13 protein-coding genes are annotated in these 11,266 nt (G+C 60.0%); 6 read left to right on the plus strand and 7 right to left on the minus strand.

Going from position 1 to position 11,266, the window contains the following annotated elements:
• Nucleotides 1-51 precede the first annotated feature (51 nt).
• From ACUTJJ_RS15620 to ACUTJJ_RS15640, 5 genes are all read right to left on the minus strand, one after another.
• Nucleotides 52-1,014 carry a glycine--tRNA ligase subunit alpha gene (locus ACUTJJ_RS15620; protein WP_020813609.1) on the minus strand — a complete coding sequence of 321 codons (963 nt, stop codon included), beginning with the start codon at nucleotides 1,012-1,014 and terminating at the stop codon, nucleotides 52-54.
• 99 nt (nucleotides 1,015-1,113) lie between these two features.
• Nucleotides 1,114-1,308, minus strand: a complete 195-nt coding sequence (locus ACUTJJ_RS15625; RefSeq protein WP_296065304.1) for an NfeD family protein — start codon at nucleotides 1,306-1,308, stop codon at nucleotides 1,114-1,116.
• A 20-nt stretch (nucleotides 1,309-1,328) separates the two neighbouring features.
• On the minus strand, nucleotides 1,329-2,195 hold the full coding sequence (locus tag ACUTJJ_RS15630) for a S49 family peptidase (protein WP_445542736.1): 867 nt from the start codon (nucleotides 2,193-2,195) through the stop codon (nucleotides 1,329-1,331).
• A gap of 90 nt (nucleotides 2,196-2,285) precedes the next feature.
• Nucleotides 2,286-3,086, minus strand: coding sequence for a tRNA1(Val) (adenine(37)-N6)-methyltransferase (locus tag ACUTJJ_RS15635; RefSeq protein ID WP_445542737.1), 801 nt, complete (start codon nucleotides 3,084-3,086; stop codon nucleotides 2,286-2,288).
• A gap of 6 nt (nucleotides 3,087-3,092) precedes the next feature.
• On the minus strand, nucleotides 3,093-3,323 hold the full coding sequence (locus ACUTJJ_RS15640; protein ID WP_404494135.1) for a putative signal transducing protein: 231 nt from the start codon (nucleotides 3,321-3,323) through the stop codon (nucleotides 3,093-3,095).
• 110 nt (nucleotides 3,324-3,433) lie between these two features.
• Between ACUTJJ_RS15640 and ACUTJJ_RS15645 the strand changes: the two genes are divergently transcribed.
• From ACUTJJ_RS15645 to moaB, 4 genes are all read left to right on the plus strand, one after another.
• Nucleotides 3,434-4,450 (plus strand): polyprenyl synthetase family protein, encoded by a 1,017-nt coding sequence (locus tag ACUTJJ_RS15645; RefSeq protein WP_004440110.1) that lies wholly within the window; start codon nucleotides 3,434-3,436, stop codon nucleotides 4,448-4,450.
• Between the two features lie 190 nt (nucleotides 4,451-4,640).
• Nucleotides 4,641-6,485, plus strand: a complete 1,845-nt coding sequence (locus ACUTJJ_RS15650) for a tetratricopeptide repeat protein (RefSeq protein WP_077224891.1) — start codon at nucleotides 4,641-4,643, stop codon at nucleotides 6,483-6,485.
• 6 nt (nucleotides 6,486-6,491) lie between these two features.
• Complete coding sequence (locus ACUTJJ_RS15655) at nucleotides 6,492-7,376, plus strand: 4-(cytidine 5'-diphospho)-2-C-methyl-D-erythritol kinase (protein WP_445542738.1); 885 nt, start codon at nucleotides 6,492-6,494, stop codon at nucleotides 7,374-7,376.
• Between the two features lie 26 nt (nucleotides 7,377-7,402).
• Entirely contained in the window at nucleotides 7,403-7,954 is a 552-nt protein-coding gene (gene moaB / locus ACUTJJ_RS15660; protein ID WP_445542739.1) for a molybdenum cofactor biosynthesis protein B, read from the plus strand.
• 43 nt (nucleotides 7,955-7,997) lie between these two features.
• On the opposite strand, the gene ACUTJJ_RS15665 is transcribed toward moaB, so the two are convergent.
• On the minus strand, nucleotides 7,998-8,267 hold the full coding sequence (locus ACUTJJ_RS15665) for a hypothetical protein (protein ID WP_063949772.1): 270 nt from the start codon (nucleotides 8,265-8,267) through the stop codon (nucleotides 7,998-8,000).
• Nucleotides 8,268-8,465: 198 nt separating this feature from the next.
• Here ACUTJJ_RS15665 and ACUTJJ_RS15670 point away from each other — a divergent pair, with 198 nt between their 5' ends.
• Together ACUTJJ_RS15670 and ACUTJJ_RS15675 are read left to right on the plus strand one after the other, a co-directional pair.
• A complete protein-coding gene (locus tag ACUTJJ_RS15670) occupies nucleotides 8,466-9,143 on the plus strand; it encodes a winged helix-turn-helix domain-containing protein (protein WP_445542740.1) in 678 nt (225 codons plus the stop codon).
• On the plus strand, nucleotides 9,130-10,482 hold the full coding sequence (locus tag ACUTJJ_RS15675) for an ATP-binding protein (RefSeq protein ID WP_445542741.1): 1,353 nt from the start codon (nucleotides 9,130-9,132) through the stop codon (nucleotides 10,480-10,482). The genes ACUTJJ_RS15670 and ACUTJJ_RS15675 overlap by 14 nt, the downstream gene beginning before the upstream one ends.
• Before the next feature lie 49 nt (nucleotides 10,483-10,531).
• Here the strand turns inward: ACUTJJ_RS15675 and ACUTJJ_RS15680 are convergent.
• The coding region (locus tag ACUTJJ_RS15680) for a zinc-dependent alcohol dehydrogenase (protein WP_445542742.1) at nucleotides 10,532-11,266 on the minus strand (735 nt) is incomplete at its 5' end.

Genomic DNA, 11,266 nt, shown 5'->3' on the forward strand with positions numbered 1-11,266 from the left:
CGCCAACGGCGGCATCCGCAGTTTAGAGTGTTTTCCGCCTTACATATTTGTTCAGGCGGCCCTGTTCCAGTTCAGCCCGCCAGCATCCGTCAGCAGGAAGGCCTCGCCGCAGGCTTTCGCCAGCGTGCGCACGCGCAGAATATAGCTCTGGCGCTCCGTCACCGAGATGACGCCGCGCGCATCCAGAAGATTGAAGACGTGGCTCGCCTTGATGCACTGGTCATAGGCCGGAAACACACACTTGTGCAGGCGCTGATTATCGTTGTCACCGGGCGCACCGGCAGCGAGAAGCGCCTGGCATTCCTTTTCCGCGTCGATGAAATGGCGATGGAGCATGGCGGTGTCGGCAAATTCGAAGTTATGGCGGGAATATTCCTGCTCGGCCTGCAAAAACACGTCGCCGTAGGAAATCTTCTCTTCGCCCTCGCGGCCGTTGAAGTTCAGGTCGTAGACATTGTCGACGCCCTGAACATACATGGCCAGACGCTCCAGACCATAGGTCAGTTCGCCGGCGACCGGCGAGCATTCGATGCCGCAGACCTGCTGGAAGTAGGTGAACTGCGACACTTCCATGCCGTCGCACCAGCATTCCCAGCCAAGACCCCAGGCGCCGAGCGTCGGGCTTTCCCAATCGTCCTCAACGAAGCGCACATCGTGCAGCAACGGGTCGAGGCCGATCGCCTTCAGCGAACCGAGATAGAGTTCCTGCAGGTTGGAAGGGTTGGGCTTCAGGATGACCTGATACTGGTAGTAATGCTGCAGGCGGTTGGGGTTTTCCCCATAACGTCCGTCGGAAGGGCGGCGCGATGGCTGCACGTAAGCGGCCTTCCACGGCTTTGGCCCAAGCGCGCGCAGCGTCGTTGCCGGATGGAACGTACCCGCGCCCACTTCCATATCGTAGGGCTGCAGCACCGCGCAGCCCTTGTCGGCCCAGTAATTGTGCAGCGTCAGGATCAGCGCCTGAAAGGAACGCTTCGGGTTCATATGGTCGGGAACATCGGTCATTGCAGTCATCGCGGCGTTAGGAGGACAAGTAAGCATTGACTTACTTCGGATGCGGACTGGTGCCACGGCATGGGCTGAGGGTCAAGGTTTTATGCGCGGCTACGCCGCCTAAGCCTCGTCCTCGCGCTTCACGCGGTACTCACCGGTTTGCGGGTCCTTGATAAGGGTGCCGATCGCGCCGGTCTCACGTTCCTTCTCGCGCCGTTTCGATTTTGCCGAAAGCTTTTCGGCATCGCGGACGAAGCGGCGGTAGAGGATGATGGCACCCACCACCAGGAGGATGATTGTAATAAGCTGAGCCATAAGGCTTTATTCCTGAGACATCATAGACCGAAACGCGACCACAATGCCTTTTCTTCGGCGACCTCTGCAAGTCCCGAAACCGCACCTGCGGCGAGCCGCTCGGCGTCAAGACCAAGCGCTGCGCTCACACCGGGCACTTTTTTGCCGAACAGAGTGCGCCCGCCGCTGACGAGTTGCAGCTTCACCTTGGTACCGTATCGGCGGCGGAGCACGTCCCGCATGTCGCCCAGTCCATCGATCAGGCCGAGATCGAGGCCGCGCATGCCGGTCCAGAACAGACCTGAGTAGATCGTATCGTCGCCCTTCAGTTTCGAGCCGCGGCGCATTTTGACCATATCGATGAAAACATTGTGGATTTCGACCTGGAGCGACTTCAGGTATTCGATATCGCCTTCCTTTTCCGGCTGGAAGGGGTCGAGGATGACCTTGTTTTCGCCGGCCGTGTAGACGCGGCGCTCCACACCGATCTTCCGCAGCATTTCCGGAAAACCGAAGCCGCCGGAGACCACGCCGATCGAACCGACAATGGATGTCGGGTCGGCGATGATCTCGTCGCCGGCAAGCGCGATCATGTAGCCGCCGGAGGCCGCGACGTCCTCCACGAAGACCAGAACCTTCTTGTCCTTTTCCTCGGCCAATTGGCGGATGCGGTTGTAGATCATGCGGGCCTGGACGGGCGAACCGCCGGGAGAGTTGATCGAGATCGCGACGGCCGGGGCATCCTTGATGGCGAAGGCCTTTTCGAGCAACGGCGCATAGGAGGCGAGGTTGAGCGCGGGGCGGAACTGGTTACCGCCCGCCATGATGGCGCCATTCATGCGCACGACGGGAATGACAAGCTCTTTTTTACGAAAGCGTTTCGGCACAAGATGCTTCAGCAAACCCACCAATCAATCCTCACAGCAATGACTTCAACGACACGGATGTATGTATCGCCGGGCAAAACACAATGGCATGCGGCTGGCGTCACGCTGATTTTATAAGCCGGGTCTGATTGCCCTTACATTACGGGAATAGGCGGCGCGGCCATTGTTGAGGTCATCCACGAAAGAGGTGAAGGCGTGGCTGCCGGTCTCGTGCATGATAAGGGGGGCGCGGAAGGAGAGCCGTGCGCGCGATCCCTTGATGGCGGTTACGAGCATGCGTACCGCATCTTCACCGGGTCGTGGATGGATGAGGGTGATTTCGAGGCCGCCAAAACGGCTGCCGCAGGCGGCAATGATCTCCGCCACCGATGGCGGCCGTGCGATCAGGGAAAGCTGCCCGCCCGGGATCATGATGGCGCCCGCGGTCCTGATCCAGTCCTCGAACAGGCCATCCGTCATGGCGTGCGCTTCCGCCTTCAGGGCATCCGGTGTGCGGCGGTCGCCGGCGTCATTATAGGGCGGGTTCATGATGACGTGATGGAAATGCTCATCAGGCAATCCGGCCTCGGTCCGGGCTTTCGCCCGCAGCGTCACGTCGGCTTCGAGAACCGCGACGCGGGCGGAAAAAGCGGCATTGTCAGGCAGTTCGAGACTGCGGCGGGCAAATTCCGCCATTTCCGGGGAGCGCTCATAGAGTGTCACCTGCGCCTTTTCGAGCCGCGCTGCCACAGCCATGCCGGCGGCACCGGCACCGGCGCCGAGATCGGCAACACGACAGGCGCGGTCATCCGCGACGAGCGAGGCAAGCAGCATGGCGTCCATGCCTGCCCGATGCCCCCTGCCCTTCGGCTGGATGATGTGAAAGCGCCCGCGATGAAAGCCGTCGATCGTTTCCGAAATGCCGTCGCTCACCGCCGCTCAAGCCTCCTGATTACGCAATTCGTTGCCCAGCCCCGCATCGATGAGAATGCGGCGGGCCTGATCGGCGCGATCGTCTTCCACCAGAAACCGTCGCGGCAAAAGGCCGAGCGATCCCTCCAGAATGCTCATCGCCTGATCGGCAATCAGGCAGTGAATGCCGGCATCCTTCATCAGGCTTTCGGCGAAGGAAAGAAGCACGGCATCGTTGGTACGGATCAGTTCACGCATGGATAGACCTAAATTCCCATCTTTTTGAATGGCGAGCGGCAATTCGCCCCTTGCCGCGCAAGGCGTCAGTTTTTATTGTCGAATTCAAATTCGAACTGGAGTCCTGTCCCTTGGGCGTCGTCATACCGCTTGAAGAAAGCAAAAACAAACTCGCATCCGTCAAGCCGCTTGTCGACCTGACCCGCCCCGACATGGAGCGGGTGAACCAGCTTATCCTTTCCAAGGCCGGCTCCGATGTCCAGATGATCCCCGAGGTGGCCAACCATCTCATCTCGTCAGGCGGCAAGCGCCTTCGGCCGATGCTGACGCTCGCCTCGGCCTCGATGTTCGGTTACGAGGGCGACAACCATATCAAGCTCGCCACCAGCGTGGAATTCATGCACACGGCGACGCTTCTGCATGACGATGTTGTGGACGAAAGCGATCTGCGTCGCGGCAAATCCACCGCCCGTACCATCTGGGGCAACCAGGCAAGCGTTCTCGTTGGTGACTTCCTGCTCGGTCAAGCCTTCCGCATGATGGTGGATGTCGGCTCGCTGGATGCGCTCGACGTGCTCTCGACCGCCGCTTCGGTCATTGCCGAAGGCGAGGTTCTGCAGCTTTCCGTCGCCAAGAACATGGAAACGACCGAGGACGATTACCTGCAGGTGATTCGCGCGAAGACGGCCGCTCTCTTTGCCGCAGCGGCCGAAGTCGGCCCGATCGTCGCCAAGACGGACAAGGCCACCCGCAGCGCGCTGAAGTCCTATGGCATGAATCTCGGCCTCGCCTTCCAGCTGGTCGACGACGTGCTGGATTACGGTGGCAAGTCCGCCGATCTCGGCAAGAACACGGGCGACGATTTCCGCGAAGGCAAGATCACGCTGCCGGTCATCCTTTCCTATCGCCGCGGCACCCAGGATGAGCGCGCTTTCTGGCGCAATGCCATCGAAAATGGTGAAAGCAGCGACGAGAACCTGGAAAAAGCGCTCGGTCTCATCACCAAATACAACGGTCTCGGTGACACGATCGGCCGCGCCACGCATTACGGCACCATAGCCCGTGACGCACTTGCGCCATTGCCGCAGAGCCCATGGAAAAACGCGCTTCTCGAAGTCATCGACTTCTGCATCGAGCGTCTGAACTGACGCTGGACGGCCGGAATATCGGCGGATGGTCTGCCCGTCCGCCGCACCTCTCACGGCGATTTTCTCCTCAAGGCGTGATTGTGGCCCCGCCGTAATTTCTTGCGGCGTTGCTTCAAAAAAGCCATTCTATCGTGACCAAACAATGGAAACTGATTTTTCCGTGCTTCGGCACAAAGGCAAGGGTTCCCTCATGCGGCGTAAACCAGCACTCCGTCTTCTCTGCAGCGCGGCTCTCGCCGCTGCTCTCGCAATCGGCGCGGGTGCGAGCCCCGGTTTTGCGGAGACGAAGGCAAAACCGGAAGACAAGGCCGTTACCTTCGATCCGGCGAAGGTGAATACCTTCTCCGGCGCCTTCCTCGCCGGTCGTAACGCCGATGTCGACCAGGACTACCCGACCGCGATTTCGCTCTACAAGAAAGCGCTGGAATTCGATCCGGCCAACTCGGAAATCCGCCAGCGCCTGATGATCGCCGAACTGCTGAGCGGCAATTTCGAGGCCGGTGCGAAGATCGCCGATTCGATGAAGGACGACTCGACCGTCGAGCGTGTGACGACCATTATTCGCGGTCTGGACGCGATCAAAGACAAGGAATTCGCCAAGGCCGAGAAGATCCTGAAGTACACGGGTCCGAACGATCTCGACCGCATGGTCAATACGCTTCTGACCGCCTGGGCGCGCGCCGGTGCCGGCAAGCCGAAGGAAGCGCTGGCGCTCGTCAACAACATGAAGGGCCCGGGCTGGATCTCCATCTTCCAGAAATACAACGCGGCCTCCATCGCCCTGATTTCCGGCAACACCGAAGCGGCGCGCAAAAGCCTCAACGAAGCCGTGACAGACCGCGAAGGCGGTGCCACCGCCTCCGACACCTATATGCGCGCGGTCATGGCGCTGGCGCGGCTGGAAGCGTCCGCCGGTAACAAGCAGAAGGCGCTGGACGCCATTGCGGTTGGCGACACCTTCGCGCCGAATTACGCGCCGCTGAAGGCGCTGCGCGAGGCGATCGAAAAGGGTGAAAAACCGGAACAGCAGATTACCAACGCGGTAGAAGGTGCCGCCAGCGTGATGTTCTCCATCGCTGGCGCCTTGAACCGCGAAGGCGCCGAAGAGATCGTGACGCTTTATCTTCAGACGTCGCGCGCACTCGACCCGAAGAGCCCCGACACCTTGATCCTCCTCGGCGGCCTTTCAGAAGCACTGAAGCAGCCGGACCGCGCCATCGCCTTCTACCGTGAGGTGCCGAAGGACTCGCCGATGTATCGCATTTCCGAGCTGCAGCTCGGATTGACGCTGGCGCAGACAGGCAAGGTCGAGGAGGCGCGCAAGCACCTGAAATCGCTCCTCGAGTCCGACCCGAAGGACATCCGTTCGTATCTGGCCTATGGCAGCGTGCTGTCCGATGCCAAGGATTACCGGGCAATGGCTGAAAACTACGACAAGGCGGTCGAGGTCATCGGCGCTGTGCCGCAGAAATCCGACTGGACGATCTTCTTCCAGCGCGCCATCGCCTATGAGCGCCTGAAGGAATGGGACAAGGCCGAGCCGAACTTCAAGCGGGCGCTCGAGTTGAACCCGGAGCAGCCGCAGGTTCTGAACTATCTGGGTTATTCCTGGGTGGATAAAGGCATGAATCTCGAAGAAGGCATGAAGATGATCAGCCGCGCTGTCGAGCTTCGGCCGAATGACGGTTACATCGTCGACTCCCTCGGCTGGGCGCACTTCCGGTTGGGCGACTTCGATCAGGCCGTGACGGAACTGGAACGCGCCATAGAACTCAGAGCCGGTGACCCCGCCATCAACGACCATTTGGGCGATGCTTACTGGCGCGTTGGTCGCAAGATCGAGGCGGTTTATCAGTGGAACCGTGCGCTAATCGGCGACAATGACGATGTCGACAAGGCCAAGGTGAAGGAAAAAATCGCCAACGGCCTGCCGCCGCTCGAAAAGGACGCTGAGAACACCGCCAAGAAGGAGGTCGCACCGCAGCCACCGGCTCCTCCAGCGCCGGCCGCCCCTGCTCCGGACAAGAAATCCTGACGCCGCATGCAGCTGCATGACGTTTCCGGGGCCACCGAAACAATCGAGGCGGCCCCGGCCAAGATCAACCTGGCGCTCCATGTGACCGGCCAGCGAGCGGATGGGTATCATCTGCTCGAAACGCTCGTAACCTTCACCGAAGCCGGCGACGTGATCCGCATACGCGACGCCGCCACGGACAATTTCTCCATTTCCGGCCCCTTCGGCGATCTTCTAAACGTCGGTCAGACCGGCGATAATCTTGTCATCCGCGCTCGAGATCTGCTGCGCGAGGCGCTTGCGTCTGCTGGCCAACCCACGCCACCGGTCGCCATTCATCTTGAAAAGAACCTGCCGGTAGCCTCAGGCATCGGCGGCGGGTCCGCAGATGCAGCGGCAACGCTTCGCGGCTTGCTGCGACACTGGCAAGCGCAAATCGCGCCGGATGGGCTGGCGTCGATGGCGCTGAAGCTCGGTGCGGATGTGCCGATGTGCCTTGAGAGTCGATCCCTGATCGCGCGCGGCATCGGCGAGGACATCGAACCGGTCATCGACCCTCCCGCTCTGTTTCTGGTTCTCGCCAATCCGCTCAAGGCCGTTTCGACGCCCGAGATTTTTCGCCGCCTACGGAACAAGGCCAATCCGCCTCTACCCGCATCTCCTGTCATGGGATGGTTGGATTTTCTCGCGCATGGCCGTAACGATCTGCAACCACCGGCGCAGACGCTTCTGCCTGAGATCGGGGAGATCATCATATTGCTGTCGGATGAAGGTGCGGCGCTTGTGCGTATGTCTGGTTCGGGGGCCACCTGTTTCGGCATTTTTCATTCACTTGAAGCGGCCCGGACGGCGGAAATATCGCTTCGGAAGAAACGTCCCGGCTGGTATTTTCAGGCAACGCGGACCATCTGAAGAACAGACAGACTAAGGATAAGGCCATGGCAGGCGAAAGACCCTTCATTCCCCTTGGAATTGCGGTTCTGACCGTTTCGGATACCCGCACGCCGGAAAACGACAAATCTGGCGATACGCTCGTCGCGAGGCTCGAAGAAGCGGGCCACAGGCTTGCCGCCCGCGCCATCGTGCCTGATGACAAGGCGGTGATCGCAGACACCGTGCGCGAATGGACGCTGTCTGACGGCGTGGATGTTGTCATCACGACAGGCGGCACCGGCTTTACCGGTCGCGATGTGACGCCGGAGGCGCTGGAGCCGCTGTTCGAAAAGCGCATGGACGGATTTTCCGCCCTTTTCCACCGCATCTCCTACGACAAGATCGGCACCGCCACCATCCAGTCACGCGCGACAGGCGGGGTGGCGAACGCGACTTTCATTTTCGTGCTGCCCGGCTCTCCCGGCGCCTGCAAGGATGCGTGGGACGGCATTCTCAAAGCGCAGCTCGATTATCGCCACCTGCCCTGCAATTTCGTGGAGATCATGCCGAGGCTGGACGAGCATTTGAAGCGTGGCAAGAGCCAGCCGTCGCATTAAGCCCGGCGGTCATCTACCGCCGGGCGCGTCGTGGTCACAGCGGTTAGCGGCGGTTTCTATCGCGGAGCACGGCCGTCGGATCGATGTAGGTTGTCGTGTCGAAACGGCTGTTTTTCCGTTCGACCATACCGTTTTCCAAGACACGGTAGGTAACCTCCGGGTTGGAGACGGAGACAGCCTTGTCGCCTGGCTTGGCATGGTTCTCGATCATCTTGGTGATGGGCGTAGCGGAGTCGCTGAGAAGGCCGTTCGCGGAAGCGGCAGCGGTTGCGGCGATGAGGGCGAATGCGGCGATGGCGATATTTTTGATCATTGTCTTGATCCTCGAAACGGGTAACACTGCGAATTGCAGCACGTTGAAAGTAAAACGCCGATTTTTCAGCCGCCTGTCGCCGACTATACAATTTTGTAAACCCGCCAATGCCTTAACTGCCGCAAGAAAGCCCGATTTGCGGCGTGATCAAAAGCGGTGAGATTTCTTTAAAGCTGTATTTAAGACAACGTCATCGCCATGAAGATACTTCTTGTAGAAGACGACAACACAACGGGAAACTATATTATCAAGGGACTGGCCTCTGCCGGCCACACGGTCGACTGGGTGAAGGACGGGCGCGACGCGCTGGCGGCCGGCCTCGACGGCGGATACGACGTCGCCGTCGTGGACCGCATGATCCCCGGCCTCGACGGCCTCAATCTGGTCAAGAGCATGCGCGCGGCCTCGATACGCGTCCCCATCCTTTTTCTCACCGCAATGAGCGGTGTTGACGACCGTGTCGAAGGGCTGGAAGCGGGGGGCGACGATTATCTGGTCAAGCCCTTCGCTTTTTCGGAACTGACGGCGCGAATCAATGCGCTCGTTCGGCGCCCGCCTATTGCCACGGAGAAGACGCGCCTGCGCGTCGGCGACCTGGAGATGGACCTCGTCACCAGAACGACATCGCGTGCAGGGCAGCGGATCGACCTGCTGCCACGTGAATTTTCGCTTCTCGAACTGCTCATGCGCAACGAGGGCAGAATCCTGACGAAAACGATGTTTCTCGAAAAAATCTGGAATTTCAATTTCGATCCGCAAAGCTCGGTCGTGGAAACGCATATCAGCCGGCTAAGGGCGAAAATCGACAAACCCTTCGATCAGCCGCTTCTGCACACGGTTAAAAACACAGGCTATACGCTTCATGCCCGGCGCTAGTTTCCTGAAGAGTACCGCCGTCAGGTTGGCGCTTCTCTATATCGCCCTTTTCGTCACGGCCTCGCTCGGTGCGAATATCGCAGCCTATCGAATGGTCGTCGGCTTTCTCGATGAGCGCCTGAACGCCAATGTGATGGAGCGGTACCGGGAAATCGCGTCCGCCTTCGACACGCGCGGACTTCAGGGCGCGGTAGAGATGGTCGACAATCACGGGCCGGCCATCCGGGGTCAGGAAACCATCTATTCTCTACGCAGTCCGCAGGGGCAGCTTCTTGCCGGCAGCGATCAGTTCTCGAATGTCCCACCCGGTTACTCGACTCTCGAACCGAACGACCAGCACGATAATGCGTCCCACTACAAGCTTTACAGCGCAACGCTCGGACCGAACAATCTCGTTGTCGGGATCAGCTATGGCGATACGGATGAACTGGCCCGGATTGTTCTCATAAGTTTCTGCTGGGCGACAACGATCGTGCTTTGCGTCGGCATGACTGGGGCGGCCATACTGGCATACCGGACGCGTCGTCGTATCGCGTCGCTGACACAGAGCGCTCACGCTATCGGCAATGGCGAGCTGTCGAAACGGCTTCCGGTCTCCTCGCGCAGGGATGAAATCGACATATTGTCGGCCGAAATCAATGTCGCTCTGGCAAGACTGGAATCCAGCGTCGCGGCATTGAAGCAGGTGACCACGGATGTGGCACACGATTTGAAGACACCGATAGGCCGTGCATTTCTCGTTCTGGAAGATGCGTTGAATGCACATGGGATTGACGAGATGAGGACGGGCATTGAAACCGCCCTCGAAGACCTGCTGTCGATCGCCAATACCTTCGACGCGCTTCTGCGGATTGCGCAGATCGAAGCGCGAAACAGAACCGCGCGCTTTAAAGTATTCGATCTGTGTGACGTCGTCAGCGACATATACGAGACCTATGAGGTGATCGCAGCCGAGGAAGGTTACCAGCTGCGCATGCGCATGGATGCCGGGGAATGCCGGATCGAGGGAGATCCCGACCTCATCCGCCAGCTGTTGGTGAATCTTCTGTCCAACGCCATGCGGCATACACCCGCCGGATCCAGGATCGCGCTCGATCTTTCACACAACGGGGCGCGGGCGCAGTTGGTGATCGCCGATAACGGGCCGGGCATTTCAGAGGAAGACCGAGCCCAGGTTTTCGACCGCTTTTATCGCGTCGAAAAAAGTCGAACCACATCAGGGTCGGGGCTTGGCCTCAGCCTTGTCAAGGCGGTAGCGGAACTACACGGCGCCGCCGTGACACTTTCGGACAATCACCCCGGCCTGCGCGTGACCGTTCAGTTTCCGCCGAGCTGTTAGACAAGCGGAGCGGAGCGCGCATTGGCGCGCACCGCTTTCGTTCTTCACATCAGGCGGCGAGGTCTACGACGATACGGCCGTCGATCTTGCCCTCTTCCATGCGGTGGAAGATATCGTTGATGTTTTCGAGCTTGTCCCACGAGAAGTGGGCTGCGACCTTGCCTTCCCCGGCGAAGGTCAGCGCTTCCTCGAGATCCTGTCTGGTGCCGACGATGGAGCCGCGCACCGTGATCCGCTTCAGCACCGTGTCGAACACCGGAATGGAGATAAAGCCCGGCGGCAGGCCGACAAGCGCCATGGTGCCCTTGGAGCGGAGGAAGCCATAAGCCTGTTCCATGGCCTTTGGCGACACCGCCGTCACCAGCGCCCCGTGGACGCCGCCTGTCGCCTTCTGCACCTGTTCAACGGCGTCGGGCGCACGGCCGTTGACGATGACATCGGCGCCAAGCTTCTTCGCCAGCGCGAGCTTGTCATCAAAAATGTCGGCGGCAACGACATGCATGCCCATGGCCTTGGCATATTGCACGGCCATATGGCCGAGCCCGCCAATGCCTGAAATGACCACCCATTCGCCCGGCCGGACTTCGGTCTCCTTGAGGCCCTTATAGACGGTGACACCGGCGCAAAGCACCGGGGCCGCGGGGCCGAAATCGAGATTATCAGGCAGCCGGCCCACGAATTTCGGATCGGCAAGGCCATATTCGGCAAAGCTGCCATTGACGGAGTAGCCCGAGTTCTTCTGGCTCGGGCAAAGCGTCTCCCACCCGGTGCGGCAGGGAATGCA

The organism is Agrobacterium sp. DKPNP3, from assembly GCF_052686535.1.

What these genes read in the sequence shown, in the direction of transcription:
- ACUTJJ_RS15620 (WP_020813609.1), bottom strand. Translation starts at nt 1,014, where the DNA reads ATGACTGCAATGACCGATGTTCCCGACCATATGAACCCGAAGCGTTCC.
- ACUTJJ_RS15625 (WP_296065304.1), bottom strand. Translation starts at nt 1,308, where the DNA reads ATGGCTCAGCTTATTACAATCATCCTCCTGGTGGTGGGTGCCATCATC.
- ACUTJJ_RS15640 (WP_404494135.1), bottom strand. Translation starts at nt 3,323, where the DNA reads ATGCGTGAACTGATCCGTACCAACGATGCCGTGCTTCTTTCCTTCGCC.
- ACUTJJ_RS15650 (WP_077224891.1), top strand. Translation starts at nt 4,641, where the DNA reads ATGCGGCGTAAACCAGCACTCCGTCTTCTCTGCAGCGCGGCTCTCGCC.
- ACUTJJ_RS15655 (WP_445542738.1), top strand. Translation starts at nt 6,492, where the DNA reads ATGCAGCTGCATGACGTTTCCGGGGCCACCGAAACAATCGAGGCGGCC.
- moaB (WP_445542739.1), top strand. Translation starts at nt 7,403, where the DNA reads ATGGCAGGCGAAAGACCCTTCATTCCCCTTGGAATTGCGGTTCTGACC.
- ACUTJJ_RS15665 (WP_063949772.1), bottom strand. Translation starts at nt 8,267, where the DNA reads ATGATCAAAAATATCGCCATCGCCGCATTCGCCCTCATCGCCGCAACC.
- ACUTJJ_RS15670 (WP_445542740.1), top strand. Translation starts at nt 8,466, where the DNA reads ATGAAGATACTTCTTGTAGAAGACGACAACACAACGGGAAACTATATT.
- ACUTJJ_RS15675 (WP_445542741.1), top strand. Translation starts at nt 9,130, where the DNA reads ATGCCCGGCGCTAGTTTCCTGAAGAGTACCGCCGTCAGGTTGGCGCTT.